The 21,530-nt window shown below is 66.6% G+C and carries 14 protein-coding genes; 12 read left to right on the forward strand and 2 right to left on the reverse strand.

Annotated features, from left to right (window positions below):
• The first annotated feature begins 74 nt into the window (after positions 1 to 74).
• The 3 genes from bglX to D2V04_RS12275 all read left to right on the forward strand — a co-directional run bounded on the left by bglX (position 75) and on the right by D2V04_RS12275 (position 5,522).
• Positions 75 to 2,399 carry a beta-glucosidase BglX gene (gene bglX, locus D2V04_RS12265; protein ID WP_228766416.1) on the forward strand — a complete coding sequence of 775 codons (2,325 nt, stop codon included), beginning with the start codon at positions 75 to 77 and terminating at the stop codon, positions 2,397 to 2,399.
• 5 nt (positions 2,400 to 2,404) lie between these two features.
• Positions 2,405 to 4,084, forward strand: coding sequence for a sulfatase family protein (locus D2V04_RS12270; protein ID WP_119514278.1), 1,680 nt, complete (start codon positions 2,405 to 2,407; stop codon positions 4,082 to 4,084).
• Between the two features lie 148 nt (positions 4,085 to 4,232).
• A complete protein-coding gene (locus D2V04_RS12275; protein WP_119513959.1) occupies positions 4,233 to 5,522 on the forward strand; it encodes a sugar MFS transporter in 1,290 nt (429 codons plus the stop codon).
• 43 nt (positions 5,523 to 5,565) lie between these two features.
• Here the strand turns inward: D2V04_RS12275 and D2V04_RS12280 are convergent, their stop codons facing one another.
• Positions 5,566 to 6,177, reverse strand: a complete 612-nt coding sequence (locus tag D2V04_RS12280) for a TetR/AcrR family transcriptional regulator (protein ID WP_119513960.1) — start codon at positions 6,175 to 6,177, stop codon at positions 5,566 to 5,568.
• Between the two features lie 92 nt (positions 6,178 to 6,269).
• Here D2V04_RS12280 and D2V04_RS12285 point away from each other — a divergent pair, with 92 nt between their 5' ends.
• From D2V04_RS12285 to D2V04_RS12315, 7 genes are all read left to right on the forward strand, one after another.
• Entirely contained in the window at positions 6,270 to 7,427 is a 1,158-nt protein-coding gene (locus tag D2V04_RS12285) for an efflux RND transporter periplasmic adaptor subunit (protein ID WP_119513961.1), read from the forward strand.
• Positions 7,428 to 7,430: 3 nt separating this feature from the next.
• Positions 7,431 to 10,658 (forward strand): efflux RND transporter permease subunit, encoded by a 3,228-nt coding sequence (locus tag D2V04_RS12290; protein WP_119513962.1) that lies wholly within the window; start codon positions 7,431 to 7,433, stop codon positions 10,656 to 10,658.
• Positions 10,655 to 12,121 carry an efflux transporter outer membrane subunit gene (locus tag D2V04_RS12295; protein WP_119513963.1) on the forward strand — a complete coding sequence of 489 codons (1,467 nt, stop codon included), beginning with the start codon at positions 10,655 to 10,657 and terminating at the stop codon, positions 12,119 to 12,121. Before D2V04_RS12290 ends, D2V04_RS12295 begins: the two co-directional genes overlap by 4 nt.
• Before the next feature lie 111 nt (positions 12,122 to 12,232).
• Positions 12,233 to 13,030: a TSUP family transporter gene (locus D2V04_RS12300; protein WP_119513964.1), complete on the forward strand. Its 798-nt coding sequence runs from the start codon at positions 12,233 to 12,235 to the stop codon at positions 13,028 to 13,030.
• 45 nt (positions 13,031 to 13,075) lie between these two features.
• A complete protein-coding gene (locus D2V04_RS12305) occupies positions 13,076 to 13,486 on the forward strand; it encodes a DUF2946 family protein (protein WP_119513965.1) in 411 nt (136 codons plus the stop codon).
• A gap of 70 nt (positions 13,487 to 13,556) precedes the next feature.
• A complete protein-coding gene (locus tag D2V04_RS12310) occupies positions 13,557 to 14,084 on the forward strand; it encodes a copper chaperone PCu(A)C (RefSeq protein ID WP_119513966.1) in 528 nt (175 codons plus the stop codon).
• Positions 14,077 to 14,709, forward strand: coding sequence for an SCO family protein (locus tag D2V04_RS12315; RefSeq protein ID WP_228766417.1), 633 nt, complete (start codon positions 14,077 to 14,079; stop codon positions 14,707 to 14,709). Before D2V04_RS12310 ends, D2V04_RS12315 begins: the two co-directional genes overlap by 8 nt.
• A gap of 79 nt (positions 14,710 to 14,788) precedes the next feature.
• Here D2V04_RS12315 and D2V04_RS12320 read toward each other — a convergent pair whose 3' ends face one another.
• Positions 14,789 to 18,124: an amidohydrolase family protein gene (locus tag D2V04_RS12320; RefSeq protein WP_119513968.1), complete on the reverse strand. Its 3,336-nt coding sequence runs from the start codon at positions 18,122 to 18,124 to the stop codon at positions 14,789 to 14,791.
• Positions 18,125 to 18,243: 119 nt separating this feature from the next.
• Here D2V04_RS12320 and D2V04_RS12325 point away from each other — a divergent pair, with 119 nt between their 5' ends.
• The gene (locus tag D2V04_RS12325; protein WP_119513969.1) at positions 18,244 to 20,445 is read left to right on the forward strand and encodes a thiamine pyrophosphate-dependent enzyme; all 2,202 of its coding nucleotides are present in this window, start codon (positions 18,244 to 18,246) and stop codon (positions 20,443 to 20,445) included.
• The gene (locus D2V04_RS12330; RefSeq protein WP_119513970.1) at positions 20,442 to 21,485 is read left to right on the forward strand and encodes an ACP S-malonyltransferase; all 1,044 of its coding nucleotides are present in this window, start codon (positions 20,442 to 20,444) and stop codon (positions 21,483 to 21,485) included. Before D2V04_RS12325 ends, D2V04_RS12330 begins: the two co-directional genes overlap by 4 nt.
• The last annotated feature ends 45 nt before the right edge of the window (positions 21,486 to 21,530 follow it).

Genomic DNA, 21,530 nt, shown 5'->3' on the forward strand with positions numbered 1-21,530 from the left:
CCCCACACACGCCGATTCCGGTATCGTTCAGAACCCCGTCCGCGGCCGCGCGGTGGGGTGCGGGGAGAAGAAACATGATCAAGACAGCCCGAATCCTGCTCGCCGGCGCCGCTGCGATGGCGCTCGCCGGGTGCGCAACCGCCCAGGCCCAGCCGGCTGCCACAGCCACATCCCCGACCGCCGTGCCGATCGCGCAGGCGGAGCCCGAGTGGGCACGTCCCGATCCGAAGATGGACGCGTTTCTCGACGAACTCATCGCCAAGATGACGCTGCAGGAGAAGATCGGACAGCTCACGCTGCTGACCAGCAACTGGGAGTCGACCGGGCCCACGATGCGGGAGGGTTACAAGCAGGACATCGCCGCCGGCCGTGTCGGCGCGATCTTCAATGCCTACACCGCCAAATACACGCGCGAGTTGCAGCAAATGGCGGTCGAGAACACGCGGCTGAAGATTCCGCTGCTGTTCGGTTACGACGTGATCCACGGCCACCGCACGATCTTCCCCATCTCCCTCGGTGAAGCGGCGAGCTGGGATCTCGAGGCGATCGAGAAATCGGCACGCGTCTCTGCGCAGGAAGCCTCGGCCGAAGGCCTGCACTGGACGTTCTCGCCGATGGTCGACATCGCGCGGGACGCGCGCTGGGGGCGCATCTCCGAAGGCGCTGGTGAGGACGTCTTCCTCGGCAGCAGAATCGCCCAGGCTCGCGTGCGCGGCTATCAGGGTGACGATCTCGGCGCGATCGACACGGTGCTGGCCACCGCAAAGCACTTCGCCGCATACGGGGCCGCACAGGCTGGCCGCGATTACCACACGGTCGACATCTCCGAGCGCACCCTGCGCGACGTCTATCTGCCGCCGTTCAAGGCTGCGGTCGACGAAGGCGTCGCGACGTTCATGACCTCGTTCAACGAGTACGATGGCGTTCCGGCGAGCGGGAGCAAGTACCTGCTCACCGACGTTCTACGTCACAAATGGGGCTTCGACGGCTTCGTCGTAACCGATTACACGTCGATCAACGAAATGGTCCCGCACGGCTATTCCAAGGACCTCGCCCAGGCCGGCGAGCAGGCGATCAACGCCGGTGTCGACATGGACATGCAGGGTGCGGTGTACATGGAGAACCTGGCCAAATCGGTCGAGGAAGGCCGTGTCGACATGGCCCGTATCGACCAGGCCGTACGCCGCATCCTCGAGATGAAGTACCGCCTCGGCCTGTTCGAGGATCCCTACCGTTATTCCGATGAGGCGCGACAGGAAGCAACGCTCTACAAGCCCGAGTTCCTTGAGGCCGCGCGCGACGTGGCACGCAAGTCGATGGTCCTGCTGAAGAACGAAGGGGACGTCCTGCCGCTGTCCGCGCAGGCGAAGTCGATCGCGGTCATCGGCCCGCTGGGCGACAGCAAGACCGACATGATCGGGAGTTGGTCCGCAGCCGGCGACCGGAAGACTCGCCCGGTCACCATCCTCGAAGGACTGCAGGCGCGCGCCGGCGAGGGCGTCACGGTCACCTATGCCAAGGGCGCGAGCTACGCTTTCGAAGACGAGGGCAAGACCGACGGGTTCGCCGAGGCCCTCGCGCTGGCCGGGAAGTCAGACGTGGTAATCGCCGCCATGGGCGAGCGCTGGGACATGACCGGCGAAGCCGCCAGCCGCACCTCGCTCGACCTGCCCGGCAACCAGCGAGCCCTGCTCGAGAAGCTCGTCGCGACGGGCAAGCCGGTCGTGCTGGTCCTGCTCAGCGGACGGCCGAACACGATCACCTGGGCGAACGAGAACGTGCCGGCGATCCTCCATGCCTGGTATCCGGGCACGCAGGGCGGCCAGGCCGTCGCGGACGTGCTGTTCGGCGATTACAACCCGTCGGGCAAGCTGCCGGTGACCTTCCCCCGCACGGTGGGTCAGTCGCCGATCCACTACGACATGAAGAACACCGGCCGGCCGATCGAACTCGGCGCGCCGGGCGCGAAGTATGTTTCGCGCTACCTCAACACGCCGAACGATCCTCTGTATCGCTTCGGTTACGGTCTCAGTTACACGACGTTCGGCTATTCACCGGTGACGCTCTCGGCCGCCTCGATCGGGCCGAACGGGTCGATTACCGCGAGCGCGACGATCACCAACACCGGCGATCGTGCGGGTGAGGAAGTCGTGCAGCTCTACGTTCGCGATCTCGTCGGCTCCGTGACGCGGCCGGTGCAGGAGCTCAAAGGCTTCGAGAAGGTCATGCTCCAGCCCGGCGAGGCGCGTACGGTGCGCTTCACATTGCGCCCCGAGGATCTCGCCTTCACCCGCGCCGACATGAGCCATGGGTGGGAGCCGGGCGAGTTCCAGCTCTGGATTGCGCCTTCCTCCGGTGCGAAGGCGAGCACGCCGGTCACTTTCACGATCACGGAGTAGGGATGATGGATCAGCCCAGAATCGCTCTCGCAGCCGCGCTCTGCACGCTGGCACTGCCCGCCTGCGCCACACTGCCGGAGGACGCACCGCGCCACGCCGCGGCCTCTTCGACCACGCCGCAGGAAGAGCGGCAGCGGCCGAACATTGTGTTCATCATGTCGGACGATCACGCCTACCAGGCCGTCTCCGCCTATGGGAGCGATATCGGTCGCCTGGCGCCGACCCCGAACATCGACCGCATCGCCCGAAACGGCGCGATCTTCCTCAACAGCTACGTTACCAACTCGCTGTGCGGCCCCAGCCGCGCTACAATGCTGACCGGTCAGTTCAGCCACATGCACGGCTTCACCAAGAATGGGCAGAAGTTCGACAATTCGATGTGGAACTGGCCGCGCGCGCTGGGCCAGCAGGGATATCAGACCGCGCTGTTCGGCAAGTGGCACCTCAACTATTCGCCCGAGGGCGCGGGGTTCGACACCTGGAAGGTGCTCGACGATCAGGGCAAGTACTACAATCCCGACATCATCACGCCCGATGGGCGCACCGTGGTCGAGGGCTATGCGACCGATCTCGTCACCGACTACAGCCTCGAATGGCTGAAAGAGGAACGCGACCCGGGCAAGCCGTTCGCGATCCTGATCCACCACAAGGCGCCGCACCGCAACTTCATGCCCGCGATCCGGCATCTGCAGAAATATCTCGGCACCGAGTTTCCCATCCCGACGAACTACTTCGATCACTACGATGGGCGCCCTGCCGCCGAGGCGCAGGAAATGAATATCTACGAGGACATGTACGAAGGCCACGACCTGCACATGACCGAGCAGGCTGGGTCGAGCGAACTTCGCTTCGACCGTTGGCCGGACGATTTCACGCGGATGACTCCCGAGCAACGCGCCGCCTGGGATGCGCGCCTCCAGGCAAACAACGACGCCATGAACGAGGCCGACCTCCACGGCCGCGATCTCGCGCTGTGGAAATACCAGCGCTACATGAACCAGTATCTCGCCACCGTCACCGCGGTGGATGAGAGCGTCGGCCGGGTGCTCGACTGGCTGGAGCGGACCGGGCTCGATGAGAACACGATCGTCGTCTACACGTCCGATCAGGGCTTCTACCTCGGCGAGCACGGCTGGTTCGACAAGCGCTTCATGTACGAGGAATCGCTACGCACGCCGCTGGTGATGCAGTACCCTGGCCATATCGCACCGGGGACGCGGGTGGAGGCACCGGTGCAGAATGTCGATTACGCGCCGACTTTCCTCGACTTCGCCGGATTGCCGATCCGCGATACGATCCAGGGCCGCTCGCTACGCGAAGTGGTCGACGATGGCGAGGCGCCTGCGGATTGGCGCGAGGACATCTACTACCACTACTACGAGTACCCGGGCTTCCACTCGGTCCGCGCGCACTACGGTGTGCGCACCGACCGCTACAAGCTGATGCGCTTCTACGGGGACATCAACGCGTGGGAGTTCTACGACCTCCAGACCGACCCCAACGAGATGCATAACCGGATCGACGATCCATCGATGCAGGGGACGATCGCGGAGCTGAAGCAGAAGCTGGTGGAATTGCGCGCGCAGTACAAGGATAGCGACGGCCCCGCGGTCGACGACCCTCTGTCGGCGGTCGCGAAGGGCCGACGCGATGCCGAAGCTGCCGCGGGGCTTCATCACCACTGACCCATCGCCGTTCCGCGCCTACGTATGCAAATTGACGTTGTGCGGTTTCCGGGGATGAGTTGCGGTAGAAGAGAATCCGTCGTGCCCACGATAACATGAACGTGCGAGGCGTTCGAGCACGACAACCGATTGGGGAGGAATGCAAGGTATGGCAATCGCACCGGAAGTCTCGTCGAGCACCGATCCGCATCCGCTGGAGGACGCGGGTCAGAACATCGATGCGCCTGGCCTGCAGTATTTCGTCTTCGGCCTGTTCTTCATCTTCGGCGGCATCACCTCGCTCAACGATGTGATCATCCCGAAGCTGAAGGAGCTGTTCACGCTCAGCTACTTCGAGGCGTCGCTGGTGCAGGTCTGGTTCTTCATCGCCTATGCCGTGGTCGGCATTCCGGGTGCCAAGCTGGTCAAGAAGATCGGCTACATGCGCGGCGCGGTGGCCGGGCTTGTCGCAATGATCGCGGGATGTCTGCTGTTCATTCCCGCGAGCCAGTCGGCGGTATTCGCCTTCTTCCTCGTCGCCTACTTCGTACTCGCGACCGGCGTGGTGCTGGTGCAGATCGTCGCCAATCCCCTGATCAGCCTGCTCGGTCCGGCCAGGACGGCGCATAGCCGGCTGACCTTCGCGCAAGGCTTCAATTCCTTCGGGACGACGATCTTCCCCTATTTCGGGTCGATCCTGATCCTGGGCAGCCTCGCGACCGTGACCGCGGCCGAGCTCTCGGGTGCGGAGCTCGTCGCCTACCGCCAGGCCGAATCGCAGGCTATCGTGGATGGCTACCTCGGCCTTGCGGCCGCGATCGCGGTCGTCGCTTTCGTCGTGTGGTTGTTCCGCAACCGCCTTAAGGGCGAGCGACACGAGCAGACCAGCCTCGTCGAAGGCCTCGCGCTGCTCAAGCGCCCGCGCTTCGGCTACGGCGCCGCGTGCATCTTCCTCTATGTCGGGGCGGAAGTCGCGATCGGCAGCTTCATCGTCAACTACCTGATGCAAGCCGACGTGCTCGCCCTCCCCGAACAGGAAGCGGGCAAGCTGATCTCGGTTTACTGGTTCGGTGCGCTGATCGGCCGGTTCATCGGTTCGGGTCTGCTGCGCGTGATCAACCCCGGCTTGCTGCTTGCCACCTTCGCCAGCGGCGCGATCGCGCTCATCGCGATTTCGACGAGCACGACGGGCACCGTTTCGGGCTATTCGCTGCTCGCCGTCGGGCTGATGAATTCGATCATGTTTCCGACGATCTTCACCCTCGCCTGCGAGAAACTCGGCGCCCGCGCGGCGGATGGCTCGGGGATCATCAACGTCGCCATTGCCGGCGGTGCGGTAATTCCCGCGGTCTATGGCGCGCTGGCCGACGCGACGAGCCTGGCCACGGCCCTCATCCTGCCTGCGATCTGCTATGCGATCATTGCCGGCTTCGGACTCTTCGCCCGCCGCCCGGCGTAAGATGCACGGCGCAGCCCCGGCGTGTCGCCGGCGGCTGCGCCTGTCAGATGAGGCCTGCACCCCGCAGGAAGAACTCGATGCGGGCGGCGATCCGCTCGGCAGACGGGCGCGCGACGACGCCGTGGCTGATCGCATCGGTCTGCATGTCGCTGACCATCAGACCGAGAAAGACCTCCGCCAGCATATCGGGCGATCCGCGCAACTGCACGCCTTGCGCCTCCCATCGTGCGAAGGTGTGCTCCAGCGCGCGGCGCGTGTGCATGGCGGTGCTTTCGAAGAAGCGGCGCGCGAAATCGGCATCGTCGATACTGCGCGCGATCACGATGCGAACCAGCGCCACGTCGTCCGGATCGAGAAAGCGCTCGTAAAGCACCGTCGCCAGTCGGCGCAGCGTATCGGCTGGGCTCGCCCCGCATTGCGTAATCTCGCGGATCAGATTCTCGCCGGAGGCCGCCTTTTCGAACACGACGGCGTCGAGCAGCCCCTCTTTGTTGCCGAACAGCTTGTAAATGGTGGCGAGGGAACCGCCCGCCCGCTCGACAATTTGACCGAGTGTCGTACGTTCGAAACCTTGTTCGATGAACAGGGCGCGCGCTGCGTCCGTGATCGCACGCCGGCGGCGATCGAGCCGGTCGCATTCGAATTCGTCGGTCATGCTTCGGGGGTCTACGATAATGGCTTGCCTGACAATCGTGTAATGACTATTACACCTTCGCACCTGCACAAATTCTGCCCGAAAGTCTATCGATGAAGCGCATCCTCACCGGTATGTTCGCCTGCCTCCTGCTTGCTGCCTGTTCCGGTAGCGAGCAACCGCCGGCGCCACAGGCGGTTCCCGTGAAAGCCATCACGGTTGCGAACCAGTCGATCCCCAACGTCATCGAACTGCCGGGCCGGGTCGAACCCGTGCGCGTGGCCGAGGTTCGCGCCCGCGTGACCGGGATCGTGCAGGAACGGCTCTACGAAGAAGGCACCAACGTCTCGGCTGGCCAGCCGCTGTTCCGCATCGATCCGCGCGAGCTCCGCGCAGCCTATGCGCAGACGCAGGCGAGCCTGGAGCGGGCACGCGCCACCGCGGCCAACGCCAAAGCGGTCGTCGAGCGCTATCGTCCGCTAGTCGCCGAGGACGCGATCAGCCGGCAGGAATACGACGCCGCCCTTGCCGCCTCGCGTGAGGCGGACGCCAATGTCGCGCAGATCCGCGCGCAGCTCCAAGCCGCTTCGCTCCAGCTCGGCTACACCACCGTGCGTGCGCCTATCGCTGGCCGCGCCGGACGTGCGCAGGTGACCGAAGGCGCACTGGTCAGCCAGCCCGAGGGCACGCTGATGACGCGGATCGAGCAGATCTCGCCCGTCTACGTCAGCTTCGCCCAGTCGGCGAGCGAGGTCCTTGCCCTGCGCCGCGCAGTCGCGGCGGGCGAGATCGAACTGGATGAAAACGACCGCGTCGAGGTTCGTCTCACGTTCAGCGACGGCACCGAGTATCCGATCCCCGGCCATATCGATTTCCGCGGCTTCTCGGTCGACCAGCAGACCGGCACGGTCGAGCTGCGTGCCGAATTCGCGAACCCCTCGGGCCTGCTGCTGCCGGGCGAGTTCGTCCGTGCCCAGATCTTCGCCGGCCAGGTCAGCCAGGGGATCGCGGTGCCGCAACGTGCGGTGACGCTGAACGAAGATGGCGGATCGGTCTTCGTGATCGACGAGAAGGGCCAGGCTGCGCCGCGTCCCGTGAAACTCGGCGCGATGGTCGACGGGCGCTGGATCATCGAGAGCGGCCTCAAGGCCGGTGATGTGGTGATCATCAGCAACCTGCAGAAGATCCAGCCCGGCGCGCCGGTGCAACGCATCAAGGACGCAGCAAACGGCAAGGCCCCTGCCAAGAACGCCGACAGCAAGGCGCGCTGAGCCATGGCGCAGTTCTTCATCAACCGGCCGATCTTCGCATGGGCCGTCGCACTCAGCATCCTGCTCGCCGGGCTGATGGCGCTGCGCGCGCTGCCGGTAGAGCAATATCCGGAAGTCGCCCCGCCATCGCTCGCGATCAACGTGGTCTATCCCGGCGCCGACGCGGAAACGCTGGAGAAAAACGTCACCCAGGTGATCGAGCAGCAGCTCAACGGGGTCGAGGGTTTTCTCTACATGTCCTCCTCCAGCGCGTCGAACGGCACCGCCACGATCACGCTGACGTTCGAGGCGGGCACCGATATCGATATCGCGCAGACCGAGGTGCAGAATCGCCTGAGCACGGTTGAAGCGCGCCTGCCGGAGGACGTGCGCCGCCAGGGCATTACCGTGCGTCAGGCGAACGCCGGCTTCCTAATGATCGTCGCTCTGACGTCGGAAAGCGGCAGCCTCGACAGCACCGATCTCGGCAATATCGCCACCAACCAGGTGATCGACGAACTCCGCCGCGTGCCCGGCGTGGGCGACGTGATGCTGTTCGGGTCGCAATATGCGATGCGCATCTGGCTCGATCCCGACGCACTCGCGTCATACAATCTTTCGCCCAGCAGCGTGCTGGCCGCGATCCGCGAACAGAACGCCCAGACACCGGGCGGCGCGCTCGGCGCGATGCCGCTGGTCGACGGACAGCAGATCAACGCCACGATCTCGACCGAGGGCCGCTTCACGACCGCCGAGGAATTCGAGAACGTCATCCTGCGGGCCAACTCCGGTGCGGCCGTGGTGCGCCTTGGTGACGTCGCTCGGGTTGAAATCGGGGCCCAGAGCTACGCCACCTCGACCACGCTGAACGGCCGCCCCATGGCCGGCATGGCGGTCCAGCTCGCAACCGGCGCCAATGCGCTCGAGGCGGCCGAGGGCGTCAAGCAGCGCCTGGCGGAAATCGCCCCCAGCCTGCCCGGCGACACGGCCTGGTCGATCCCGTACGACACCACCCCGTTTGTTCAGGCATCGATCGAGGAAGTGGCCAAGACTCTGATCGAGGCCATGATCCTCGTGTTCCTGGTCATGTTCCTGTTCCTGCAGAATTGGCGCGCGACGCTGATCCCGACACTCGTCGTTCCGATCGCCCTGGCCGGAGCATGCCTGGGCCTGTGGCTGCTGGGTTTTTCGATCAACGTGCTGTCGCTGTTCGGCATGGTGCTCGCCATCGGTATCCTGGTCGACGACGCGATCGTGGTAATCGAGAACGTCGAGCGTATCATGCGCGAGGAAGGGCTGCCGCCCTTGCAGGCGACGCGCAAGGCGATGAAGCAGATCACCGGCGCGATCATCGGGATCACGCTGGTGCTGGTTGCCGTGTTCGTGCCGATGGCGTTCTTCCCCGGCTCCACCGGTGGCATCTATCGCCAGTTCTCGGTCACGCTGGCGATCTCGATCTTCTTCTCCGCCTTCCTCGCCTTGTCGCTGACCCCGGCGTTGTGTGCGACGTTCCTCAAGCCGATGCACGCTCATGATGGAGAGCCGGAGGTGGACGAGGAGGCCGAGGCGCAGCCCGGCTGGCGCGGCGCCCTTGCCCGGGCGCGCGGAATCATCGTGCGCTTCTTCGCCCGCTTCAACCGCTGGTTCGCGGACGTCACGGACAAGTACGGCCGCGCCAATGATAAAGTCCTGTCGCGCCCCATGCGCGCCTTTGCGGTGTTCCTCGCCCTGGGCGCAGTCACGCTGCTGCTCTTCATGCGGCTGCCCACCGCCTTCCTTCCGACCGAGGATCAGGGCTATCTCATCACCGCGGTCCAGGCCCCACCGGGAGCGACGCAGGAGCGCACCGACGAGGCGCTGAAGCCGATCATCGATTTCTGGATGGCGCAGGAGGAGCTCGAGAACCTCGTGGTCGTGCGCGGCTTCAGCTTCTTCGGCCAGGGGCAGAACAACGCCATCATGTTTGCTCCCTTCAAGCCGTGGGAGGAACGCACCGCCTCCGAAAGCAGCGCCGAAGCGATCCTGGAACGTGCGATGGGCCAGTTCATGCAGATCGACGGGGCCATGGCCTTCGTCATCCAGCCGCCCTCGATCCAATCTCTGGGCACGGCGAGCGGGTTCACCTTCAAGCTGCAGGATCGCGGCGGTTTGGGGCGCGAGGCGCTGATGAACGCGCGCAATCAGCTTCTCGGCATGGCTTCGCAAAGCCCTCTGATCGCCAATCTGCGGCCCGAAGACCAGGGCCCCAGCCCCGAACTCGCGATCGAGATCGACCGGGTCCAGGCTCGCGCGCTCGGACTGTCGCTGGCCGACGTCAACGCCGCGCTGTCGATCACCTTCGGCTCCGCCTACGCGAACGATTTCAACCGTGAAGGCCGTGTGCTGCAGGTGCTGGTGCAGGCCGATGCGCCCTATCGCATGCAGCCCGACGACGTGCTCTCCTTGCGCGTTCCCAATCAGCAGGGCGAACTGGTGCCTTTCAGCGCATTTGCCGAGGTCGACTGGTCGGCCGCGCCCGCCAGTCTGTCGCGCTATAACGGCTACCCTGCGATGACCCTGTCGGGCACTGCCGCGCCGGGCGAATCATCCGGCGCCGCGCTCGAGGAAATGGAGCGGCTGGCCGGCCAGTTGCCGCAGGGGATCGGCTACGAATGGACCGGCATCTCCTTCGAGGAGAAGCAGGCCGGCGGGCAGATCGGGCTGCTGCTCGGCCTGTCAGTCGTGGTGGTCTTCCTGGTGCTCGCTGCGCTTTACGAAAGCTGGGCCGTGCCGCTGGCCGTGCTGCTGATCGTGCCGATGGGCATGCTGGGCGCGGTGTTGTTCTCGATGCTCCGAGGCCTGTCTGCGGACGTGTACTTCAACGTGGGGCTGATCACCATCATCGGCCTTGCCGCGAAAAACGCCATCCTGATCGTCGAATTCGCGATCGAGGAGGAAGAGCTCGGCAAACGGCGGATCGATGCGGTAAAGGCGGCCGCGCGCCTGCGCCTGCGGCCGATCATCATGACCTCGCTCGCCTTCACCATGGGCATGGTGCCGTTGGTGCTGGCGAGCGGCGCGGGCGCGGCCAGCCGTGTCGCGGTCGGCACGGGCGTGATGGGCGGTATGATCGCTGCGACCGTGCTCGGCATCTTCCTGATCCCGATGCTCTACCTGCTCGTCAGGCGAAACATCAGCCGCAAGCAGCCCGTGGCAGCAGGCCACCTCGACGAAGCACCTGTTCCGCCTTCCGGGGAGGAGCCCGCACGATGAAACGCCTGATCGCCCTCGCCGCGCTCTCGACCGCGCTTTCGGGCTGCGCCAATTTCGCGCCCGAGCACACCCGGCCGGAGCTGGCCGTCACCCCCGCCTACGACGGCGAATTGCGGCCCGACGGCACGGTCGTTGCCGCGCAACTCTCCTACCGCGACTGGTTCCTCGACCCCCGGCTCGAAGGACTGATCGCGAGCGCGTTGGAGAACAACCGCGACCTCGTCGCCGCAACCGCGCGGATCGAGCAGGCCCGTGCCCGCTACCGCATCCAGGACAGCCGCCGGCTGCCCACAGTGGTTGCGGACGCCAGTGGTACGCGCACGCGCCAGTCGCTCTCCGGCAATCCCACGCTCGGCGGGGTTGGCGGCGAGGAAGGTGGCGACGCGCCCGCCTCGGTGACCTACAACCGCTTCCAGGTCGGCGTCGGCATCAGCGCCTTCGAGCTCGATTTCTGGGGCCGAATCGCGAACCTGAGCGAAGCGGCGCGTGCGGAGTATCTGTCCACCATCGCCGCCCAGCGTGCGTTCTATCTCTCGCTGATCGCCGATACCGCCAACACCTACTTCGAGATCGTCGAGACCGAGGAACAGGTGGCGCTGGCAGAGGCGACGGCGCAGTCGCGCCGGGAAGGGCTGAGGATTGCACGGCTGCGGCTCGATTCCGGTGTCACGTCGGCTCTCCCCTATCGTCAGGCGGAGACATTGCTGACGCAGGCCGAGCAGCAGCTCGCGGCCGAGCGGCTCGCGCTCGCACAGCTCCGCAACCAACTCGCGGTGCTCGTCGGCGGAGCGGTGCCGCAGGGTCTGCCCCAGGGCCTTACCCTTGCGACACAGGCCGACGAACGGCGGCTCGCCGCGGGCCTCCCCTCGGATCTCCTGCTGGCCCGCCCCGACATCATCGCAGCGGAAGAGCAGCTCCGCGCGGCACGCGCCAATATCGGCGCGGCGCGGGCAGCGTTCTTCCCGACCATCTCGCTCACCGGCAACGCCGGCTTCAGCTCCGACAGCCTCGGCGGTCTGTTCGATTCTGATGGGCTGGGCTGGAGCTTTGGCCCCACCATCAGCCTGCCGATCTTCGATTGGGGCGCACGCGAGGCCGATCTCGACCTCGCCCGAGCGCTGGAAGTGGAACAGGTCGCCAACTACGATCGCACGGTCCAGACCGCGTTCCGCGAAGTGGCCGACGCGCTCGCCGGACGGCGCTATCTCGCCGAGCAGGTCGAGACGCTCGAACGCGCGCTCGCGGCGCAGGAGAAGATCGCCCGCATCGCGCGCCTTCGCTATCGGGAGGGCGTCGCCGACTATCTCGAAGTGCTCGATGCAGAGCGCAACCTGTTCAGTGCACAGCAGCAGCTTCTCGCCACCCGCCGCGCCTGGCTGCAGAACCGTGCGACGCTGTTCGTTGCGCTCGGCGGCGGGTTCGAACAGGACGACCGCGCCGCGCAGGCACCCGCGGAGGAATAGTGCCTTTCCGCCGCAGGTGGGCGCGGCGCACGCTGCCCACTCCCATCCGCAATCCACTGCCGATGACATCGGGCCATTGCCCTCTCCGGTAGCAAGCCTATGGGCCCGCGGATGGAACTCACGTTCGAACTCGTCGCCTTCCTGATGGCAGTCGCCTTCGTGGCCGGGGCAATCGATGCCATGGCGGGCGGCGGCGGATTACTGACGCTTCCTGCGCTTCTCGCGGCCGGAGCATCGCCGGCGGCGGCGCTCGGCACGAACAAGCTGCAAAGCACCTTTGGCGTGGCCACTGCCGTCATCACCTTTGCGCGGAAGGGGCGGATCGACCTGAAGCGGTTCGGCGGCCCGGCCATCGCCGCCTTCCTCGGCTCGGCCGGCGGGGCCTTCGTGCTCACGCGGATCGATCCGGAGTTTCTTTCCGGCCTGATCCCGGTGCTTCTGATCGCCATGGCGATCTACTACGCGCTCAAGCCCAATCTCAGCGACGAGGACCGGCACGTGCGCGCACGGCCGGTCCTGCTGCTCGCGGTAGCACTGGTGATCGGGTTCTACGACGGCTTCTTCGGCCCCGGCACCGGTTCGTTCCTGACCACTGTGCTGATCGCCGTGTTCGGCCTCGGCACCGTCAATGCGATTGCCCACACCAAGCTGCTCAACTTCGCCAGCAATCTTGCGAGTCTGACCGTGCTGCTCGCCGCCGGCGAGGTCCTGATCGTGCCCGGCTTGGCCATGGCGGTCGCAAGTATCGCAGGCGGCTATGTCGGCGCGCACAGCGCATTGCGGTTCGGAGGCAGGGCGGTGCGGCCGCTGCTGATCATCATGTGCCTCGCACTGACCGCGAAACTGCTCACCGATCCGGCCAATCCCCTGACCGCTGCTATTCTGGAATGGCGGGCCGGCACGAGCTGATGAGCCGGTGACACGGGCGGCGGCGATGCTTATGGCCTGCGCCCGATGACGCCGCTCCGCGCCTCGATTCGCAGGCATCGCCATTTGGCGATCGTGCTGCTGGCGCTGGCGTTCGTCATCAAGGCGGCGATCCCCGCCGGCATGATGGTCTCCAGCACGCCCGACAAAGTGCTGACGGTCACCGTCTGTACCGGAAGCGCGGGCGAGATCGAGACGATCCGGCTCGTAGTGCCGACCGAGACCGGGAAAAGTGACCATTCGGGCGAGGCAGCCAAGGCCGATCGCTGCGCCTTCACGGGCCTTTTCCAGTCCGCGCTCGAGGGGATCGATCCGGTCCTGCTCACCGCGGCGTTCGCGTTCATTCTCGTGCTCGGCCTCATGCCGGTTCGCGCGGCACCGCGCTCACCTATTCCCTACCTCCGACCGCCGCTGCGCGGTCCTCCGGCAGCAGCCTGACGATCTGACCTGATCCTTTGGCCAACCTCCCGGCTGCGCCTCGTGTGCCGGGCTGTCGGAGTATTCGAACATGACTGTTATCCCGCGCTGCCCGCAGAGGCAGCCGAAGGCGGCGATCGCTGCCGCGCTCGCTCTCGCCCTTACCCTGTCCGCGTGCGACACGGCGCCGGACGCGGACGCCCCAGCCGAGGCGACTGCCAGCCGCATCGCAGTGGAGCGCGCATGGTCGCGCGAGACTGCGCCCGGCCAGGGGGTCGGCGGCGCCTTCCTGACGATCGTCAATCGGGGCAGCGCCCCAGACCGCCTGATGGGCGGCGCAACCGCCATCGCGGAGGACGTTCAGATTCACACCGTCGACATGACCAATGGCGTCATGCGCATGCGCCACCTCGCGGAGGGTCTGGAAATCCCCGCAGGCGGCACCGTGACGCTGGAGCCGGGCAGCTATCACATCATGTTGATGGACCTGCAGCGCCCCCTTACCCGCGGCGATACGGTGCCTCTGACGCTCGAGTTCGAGAAGGCCGGGAGCGTCGATGTCGAACTTGCGGTCCAGCCGGTCGGTGCCGCAGGACCCGAGGAGGCGCACCATGGCTAGTCCTCAACCCGCCGACGGCGCCGCGAAACGTCTCAAAACTGCTCGCATGATTCTCTGGTTGCTGGTCCTGCTGGCAGCGGGCGCGGGGCTCTACGCCTTACTGAATCGGAGTGAGGGACCGCCTGAAGCCGCAGGGTACGCAGACACTGTCGGCGGCCCCTTCACTCTCACGGCATCCGACGGCTCCACGGTTACCGACCAGACTCTCGCCGGCAAGCCCTTCGCCATCTTCTTCGGCTTCACTCGTTGCCCCGACGTCTGCCCGACCACTCTCGCCCGGCTGGCGCAACTGCGCGGGCGGATGGGCGAAGACGGCGACGGGTTCGAGATCGTCTTCGTCTCGGTCGACCCGGACTTCGATACGCCCGAGGATATCGGCCGCTACGTCGCACTGTTCGACACCCCGATCTTGGGCCTTACCGGCACGAAGGAGCAGATCGACGCGATCGTTAGCGCCTATCACGCCTTCTACGAGAAAGTGCCGACGGAGGGCGGCGGGTACACCGTCGACCATACGGCTTCGGTTTTCCTGATGAACCGCGAGGGCAAGCTGCAGTCGATCATCGACCATCACGAAAGCGCCGAGACCTCGCTCGAAAAGCTCGAGCGGCTCGTGAGTGCCTGAACGTTGCGGGGAGGACGCACGATCCTCGCAGCCGAGTTCCTGTGGACTCGGCTGCGAGGGCGATGCAGCGGAGCGAGCCTCAGTCCTCCCACCAGTAGGGCAGGCGCTGGAAGTCGCCGGTCTCGACCTCGTTCATGGTCCGCGCGTCGTAGAGGCGGCCACCGAGCATGACGCGTTCGATGTCGTCACTCGCGCTGATGTCCTGCGACGGATCGGCCGAGAGGACCACGAGGTCGGCGAGCTTGCCGGGCTCGAGGCTGCCGATGTCCTGCGCCATGCCGAGCGACTGGGCGGCGACGATCGTGCCCGCCCGCAGGGCCTCGACCGGACTCAAGCCGCCGCGCGCGAAGCTCCACAGCTCCCAGTGCGCAGCGACGCCCGGTTGCTGCCCGTGCGCGCCGATGGAGACCTTCACCCCGCGTTCGGCGAGCTTGGCCGCCTCGCGAGCGTTGTTGTCGTCGACGAAGGCCCACTCGGGCGCCTTCACACGGCGCGCTGTGGCGGCGAGCAACTGGCGCGGCGGCGTGTGGACGAGCAGCGGGTTCTCGAACACGTTGGTCGCCTGGCGCCAGTAGGGATCACCGGCGAGCCCGCCGTACGTCACCACCAGCGTCGGGGTGTAGTTGCTCTGGCTCTGGCTGAAGAACTGCAGCACGTCTTCGTACATCACATCGACCGGGACATTGTGCTCGATCGTCGAGTTGCCGTCGGCGATCAGCGCCATATCCATACCGAACAGCGAGCCGCCTTCGGCCACCACCAGCATGTCTTCCGCGCGGCTGGCGGCGACGACCTGCTGGCGCTGCTCGCGCCGCGGCTGGTTGTAGTTCTTGATCGAGATGCCGCCCTGCGCCTTGATCCGGCGGACGTGGGCGAGTGCATCCTCGTAGCTGTCGATCCGCGCGTAGATGCCTGCGGCCTTGGCTCCGTAGATCACCTCGCCGGTCGAGAAGATACGCGGGCCGAGCAGTTCGCCGGCACGCTGGCGTTCGGAGGCGGCGAAGATCATGCTCGCGCTGGACGAGGGATCGTGCATCGTCGTCACGCCCATCGCCAGCGCCTGGACCAGCGCCCAGTTCTGCTGCGGCACGAGATCGCCCGTGCCCTGCGGCCCGTGCGCGTGGGCGTCGACGAGGCCGGGCATGATCGTCTTGCCAGCGGCGTCGATGACCTTCGCACCGCCTGGGATATTGACGCTGGCGGCGGGACCGACGGCGACGATCCGGTCGCCCTCGATCACGATCGTGCCGTTCTCGATCGCACCGGCATCCTCTCCCGTCATGGTCAGGATGCGCGCGCCGGTCAGCGCGACGGTGCCGCTGGGCTTGGCTGCGCGCAGGGTGCGCGCGATCGAGATGCCACTCTCGGGCGGGGTGAAGCCGGGCGCACCTTCCGCCTGCGGCGCACGCGGGAACATAGCCGCGGCGGTGGCGCGATAGACCGTCGGGCCCATCGACCAGTAGAGCGTATCGCCGCCACCGGACCAGCCGATATATTCCGCGCCGCCCTTGCTGGCGCGGACCACGGGCAGGACCTTTGCCTCCTCGTCGACTTCGACCGCCTGTCCGCCGGGCATCAGCGGCATGGCGAAGACTTCGTAATTCTGGCGGAAGGCGAAGAATTCGCCGTTCGGCGAAACGCGGAAATCGCTCGCCAGTTCGCCTTGCGCGTGCACGCGGCGGGCCTCGCCGTTGAGATCGGCGGAGATGAGCTGCAACTTGCCGTCCGCCCGACCCAGCATGAACACACGCTCGCCGTCGGCGCCGAACTGCGGTTCACCGAGGTCGCGCGCAATCAGCTCAGGCGTGCCGCCCGACACGGGCACGCGGTAGACGCCCGGATCTTCCGAATACTCGGGTGCCGTCAGGTCGCCGCCCTCGCGTTTCTCGAACACCAGCGTGCGGCCGTCGGGCGAGAACTGCGGCACCGCGTAGTGGCCCGGCTGATTGGTCACCGTGCGCACGTTGCGGCCATTGGCATCGGCGACCACGATCTCGCCCAGCCCGGTGTCGGTCCAGCGCACCCAAGTGAGTTGGCGCCCGTCGCGCGACCATGCCGGCCATAACTCCAGCGCCTCTTCCTGCCGTGTCAACCGCCGCGGTTCGCCGCCGGCGGTGTCCTTGACGTAGAGCTTGCCGAGGCTGGCGAAGACCACGCGGTCGCCATCGGGCGAGATCGTAGCGAACTTCGGCATCTTCGCCACAAAGGTATCAGGTGCCACCGGGATTACCGGATGGGGCGCATCGGCCACGCCGCGTGTGTCATCGATGGCGAAGGGGATCTCGCCGAGTCCGCTGCCGTCGGCGTTCACCCGGCGCAGTTTGCCGCCGGCCCAGAACACGACGCTACGGCTGTCCGGCGTCCAGTCCATGTTGGGATAGACGCCATAGACGGCCCAGGTCTCCTGCATATCGAGGTCGAGATCGCCGTAGATCATCCGTTCCTCGCCCGTCTCGAGGTTCTTGACCCAGAGCTGCGACTGGTCCTTGTCGCGCCGCACGAAGGACAGCAGCTTGCCGTCGGGCGAGGGATTGGGACGGACCGAGCCGCCATAGCCGGAGACCGCCGTGGTCACCTCGCCGGTCTTGAGGTCGTAGCGTTCGATCTCGAACATGCTCTGGGTCGAATCCTGCGCATATTCGAAGATCGGCCCGGGCGTGACGTTGCGGGTGTAGTAGATCGCGCTCCCGTCAGGCGCGTAGATCGGCTCGCCCAGTTCCTTCTGGAGCTGCTCGCTGGCACGCTCGACCAGCGCAACCCCGCTGCCGCCCGACACGTGATAGAGCCAGACCTCGCCGGTGCCCGCCGAGCGGCCGGTGGTGAAATGCTTCTTCGCCGCAATGAAGCGGCCGTCGGGGCTCCAGGTCGGCTGGTTGAGCAGACGGAACTTTTCCTTGGTGACCTGCCGCTTGTCCGACCCGTCGGCGTTCATCAGCCAGATGTTGTCGCCGCCGCCGCGGTCGGACGTGAAGGCGATCCGGCTACCATCGGGAGAAAAGCGCGGCTGTACCTCCCAAGCCAGCCCCTCGGCGATCCGACGGGGCGTGCCGCCGGAGATCGGCATGGTGTAGATGTCGCCGAGCAGCGCGAATGCCACGGTGCTGCCGTCGGGCGAGACGTCGACGTCCATCCACGTACCTTCGTCGGTGCGGATGGGGATCTGCCGAATCGTCGCTCCGCGCGGCGCGGTGACGTCCCACTTGGCCTTGTCCGCGGCGGTCTCGGCCGGATCGACCGGGCTGGAGGCCACCTGCTCGCCGCTGCCTTCGGTGGGAAGCGGCCCCTCGTCGCCTTGCGAAGCATCGACCTCCTGCTCCTCCACGGGGTTCGGCGAGGGCTGCGGTTCCTGGTCCTGCGCACTGAGCGAGGTGGCGAACAGCAGGCTGGCGATGACGGACGCGACGCTGGCTTTCATATGATCTGTCTCCCCTGGGAAAGCCGGGGTTCTATGCAAGCGGGCGCGCTAGGTCCATGCCGCCCGTCGATTGATTTCGCACCCTTTCCTTTTGCGCGGGACAGTCTAGCAACCGCGCAATGGACCGGGCGACAATCGTTCACGAGAACTTCCTCCGCCGCGTGGCGCAAGGCGACCTGCCAGACGGGGCGGAGCCGCACGGACCGCTCTCGGCGGAGGCCGCGGTGCAGCTCTACAGGTCGGGCTGCCTGACCCGCGCGCTCGACATCGTCAGCCGGCGGATGCAGAGGGCGGGCGAGGGATTCTACACGATCGGCTCGTCCGGCCACGAGGGCATGGCCGCGGTCGCGGCGGCGCTGCGGCCGACCGACATGGCCTTCCTCCACTACCGCGACGCGGCGTTCCAGATCGAGCGCGCGAACCAGGTGCCCGGCCAGTCGATCCTGTGGGACATGCTGCTGAGCTTCGCCTGTTCAAGCGAGGATCCGATCTCGGGCGGGCGGCACAAGGTGCTCGGCTCCAAGGCGCTCAACATTCCGCCGCAGACCTCGACTATCGCCAGCCATCTGCCCAAGGCGGTCGGTGCTGCCTATTCGGTCGGCTTGGCGAGACGCGCCCGGCCCGAGCATCAGGCTCTGCCCGACGACGCCATTGTGATGTGCAGCTTCGGCGATGCCAGCGCCAACCACTCGACTGCGCAGGGCGCCATCAACACGAGCTGCTGGACCGCGTTCCAGAAGATCCCGATGCCGCTGCTGTGGGTGTGCGAGGACAACGGGATCGGCATTTCGACCAAGACCCCAAGCGGCTGGATCGCGGCCAACTTCGCGCACCGCCCCGGCCTCGGCTACTTCGCCTGCGACGGGCTCGACATCTACGACACCTACGCGACCGCGCGCGCCGCCGCGGAGTTCGTGCGCACGCGGCGCAAGCCGGCCTTCCTCCACGTGCGCACGGTGCGGCTCTACGGCCACGCCGGGGCCGACATGCCGACGACCTACATGGCCAGGCACGAAGTCGAGGCCGAGGAGGCAAACGATCCGCTGCTCCATTCGGTGCGGCTGCTGGGCGAAGCCGGCGCGCTCGAGCGCGAGGAGGCGCTGGCGATCTATCAGGACACGCTCGCGCGCGTCGAACGCGTGCGAGCGGAAGCGGTCACGCGACCGCGCCTGAGAACCGCATCCGAGGTCATGGCCAGCCTGATCCCGCCGAAGCGCGAGAATGCCCCCAGCAACGGGCCATCCGCCGAAGCGCGTGAGGCGGCGTTCGGCGCCGATTGCAAGGCGATGGAAAGCCCGCAGATCATGAGCCGCCTGATCAACTGGGCGCTCACCGATCTGATGCTCGAACACCGCGAGATCGCGCTGATGGGGGAGGACGTCTGCGCCAAGGGAGGCGTCTATGGCGTGACGCAGAAGCTGGGCCAGCGCTTCGGCCGCGCACGGGTGATCGACACGCTGCTCGACGAGCAATCGATCCTCGGTCTCGGCCTCGGCATGGCTCAGAACGGGTTCCTGCCGATCCCCGAGATCCAGTTCCTCGCCTACTACCACAACGCCGAGGACCAGATCCGCGGCGAAGGTGCGACGCTGCCGTTCTTCTCGAACGGACAATACAGCAACCCGATGGTGCTGCGGATCGCCGGGCTCGGCTATCAGAAAGGCTTCGGCGGGCACTTCCACAACGACAACTCCTTTGCCGCCTTGCGTGACGTGCCGGGGGTGATCCTGTGCTGCCCCTCGAACGGCGCCGACGCCGCCCGGCTGCTGCGCGAATGCGTGCGGCTGGCGCGCGAGGAACAGCGGTTGGTCGTGTTCCTCGAACCGATCGCGCTCTATCCGATGCGCGACCTGCATGAGCCGGGTGACGGGCTCTGGCTGCGGCACTATCCCGATCCGTCGGAACGGATCAGCTTCGGCGAAGTGACGACTTATGACCTTGGGCACGGCGACGGACACGATCTGGCGATCGTCAGCTACGCCAACGGGCTGCACCTCTCGCTTCAGGCCCAGAGGCGGCTGTCGGAGGAAGGAATCGCCGCGCGGGTGATCGACCTCCACTGGCTGAACCCGCTGCCGGAGGAGGCGCTGCTGGAGGCGCTCGGCGACGCGGAGCGCGTGCTTATCGTCGATGAAACCCGCCGCACCGGCGGGCTGGCGGAAGCGCTGATGACGCTGCTGACCGAGCGCACCGGCAAGCCGCACGCCCGCTATGTGGCGGAAGACAGCTTCATCCCGACCGGCCCCGCCTACGCCGCGACGATGCCGAGCGGGGACGGCATCGTCGAAGCCGCGCGCGCTCTTGCGGGAGGCAAGGTATGAGCGACCGGAAAACCGCCGTCGTCGTCTGTCCGGGGCGCGGGACATACAACAAGGCGGAGCTTGGCTATCTAGGGCGGCACTTCCCCGACGCCGCCCTGCTCGCCGCATTCGACGCGCAGCGCGCGGTGGCCGGGCAGGACACGCTCACCGCGCTCGACGGCGCCGAGCGCTTCAGCCTCGCGCGGCACACCCGCGGCGACAATGCCTCGGGCCTGATCTACGCCGCCACCCTGGGCGACTTCCTCGCCATCAACCGCGAGCGGATCGAGGTCGTCGCCGTCACGGGCAATTCGATGGGCTGGTACTCCGCCCTCGCCTGCGCTGGCGCGGTGTCTGCGGAGGACGGGTTTACCGTCGCCAACACGATGGGCACGCTGATGCAGGAAGCGCTGATCGGCGGTCAGCTCGTCTATCCGTTCCTCGGCGACGACTGGCGGCCCGATCCGGCGCGCAAGGCTGCGCTGCTGGCCGTCGTCGCCGAAATCGACGCGCGGCCCGATCACACGCTGGCACTGTCGATCGACCTCGGCGGAATGCTGGTGCTGGCCGGCGACGAAGCCGGACTGACAGCGTTCGAGAGCGCGGTCGAGCCGATCGACGGGCGTTTCCCGATGCGGCTCGGCAATCACGCGGCGTTCCACACGCATCTCCAGGCGCCGGTCGCCGAGCGGGGCCAGGCGGCGCTCGCGCTCGACCTGTTCGGCCAGCCCACGCTGCCGATGATCGACGGGCGCGGCGCGGTCTGGTGGCCGCGCTCCACCGATGTGCCAACGCTGCGCGACTACACGCTCGGCGCGCAGGTCACCGAGACCTACGACTTCACCCGCGCGATCGCGGTCGCCGCGCGCGAGTTCGCGCCCGACCTGTTCATCGTCACCGGCCCGGGCACTACCTTGGGCGGCGCGGTGGCGCAGTCGCTGATCCTCGCCGACTGGCGCAGTATGGGCAGCAAGGCCGACTTCAAGGCACGACAGGACAACCAGCCCCTGCTCATCTCAATGGGCATGGCAGAGCAGCGCGCCCTCGCAGCGGGTCGATAAACCCGCCAAGACCGCGCCGATCGGTTTCAATTTGCCATGGGGACT

The organism is Pelagerythrobacter aerophilus, assembly GCF_003581645.1.
In the GTDB taxonomy this organism is placed as follows: Bacteria; Pseudomonadota; Alphaproteobacteria; order Sphingomonadales; family Sphingomonadaceae; genus Pelagerythrobacter; species Pelagerythrobacter aerophilus.

Excerpts from the sequence above, each read along its gene's own strand:
- D2V04_RS12305 (WP_119513965.1), top strand. The coding sequence starts at position 13,076 with ATGACGCCGCTCCGCGCCTCGATTCGCAGGCATCGCCATTTGGCGATC.
- D2V04_RS12310 (WP_119513966.1), top strand. The coding sequence starts at position 13,557 with ATGACTGTTATCCCGCGCTGCCCGCAGAGGCAGCCGAAGGCGGCGATC.
- D2V04_RS12280 (WP_119513960.1), bottom strand. The coding sequence starts at position 6,177 with ATGACCGACGAATTCGAATGCGACCGGCTCGATCGCCGCCGGCGTGCG.
- D2V04_RS12285 (WP_119513961.1), top strand. The coding sequence starts at position 6,270 with ATGAAGCGCATCCTCACCGGTATGTTCGCCTGCCTCCTGCTTGCTGCC.
- D2V04_RS12290 (WP_119513962.1), top strand. The coding sequence starts at position 7,431 with ATGGCGCAGTTCTTCATCAACCGGCCGATCTTCGCATGGGCCGTCGCA.
- D2V04_RS12325 (WP_119513969.1), top strand. The coding sequence starts at position 18,244 with ATGGACCGGGCGACAATCGTTCACGAGAACTTCCTCCGCCGCGTGGCG.
- D2V04_RS12320 (WP_119513968.1), bottom strand. The coding sequence starts at position 18,124 with ATGAAAGCCAGCGTCGCGTCCGTCATCGCCAGCCTGCTGTTCGCCACC.
- D2V04_RS12315 (WP_228766417.1), top strand. The coding sequence starts at position 14,077 with ATGGCTAGTCCTCAACCCGCCGACGGCGCCGCGAAACGTCTCAAAACT.
- D2V04_RS12295 (WP_119513963.1), top strand. The coding sequence starts at position 10,655 with ATGAAACGCCTGATCGCCCTCGCCGCGCTCTCGACCGCGCTTTCGGGC.
- D2V04_RS12300 (WP_119513964.1), top strand. The coding sequence starts at position 12,233 with ATGGAACTCACGTTCGAACTCGTCGCCTTCCTGATGGCAGTCGCCTTC.
- bglX (WP_228766416.1), top strand. The coding sequence starts at position 75 with ATGATCAAGACAGCCCGAATCCTGCTCGCCGGCGCCGCTGCGATGGCG.
- D2V04_RS12330 (WP_119513970.1), top strand. The coding sequence starts at position 20,442 with ATGAGCGACCGGAAAACCGCCGTCGTCGTCTGTCCGGGGCGCGGGACA.
- D2V04_RS12270 (WP_119514278.1), top strand. The coding sequence starts at position 2,405 with ATGGATCAGCCCAGAATCGCTCTCGCAGCCGCGCTCTGCACGCTGGCA.
- D2V04_RS12275 (WP_119513959.1), top strand. The coding sequence starts at position 4,233 with ATGGCAATCGCACCGGAAGTCTCGTCGAGCACCGATCCGCATCCGCTG.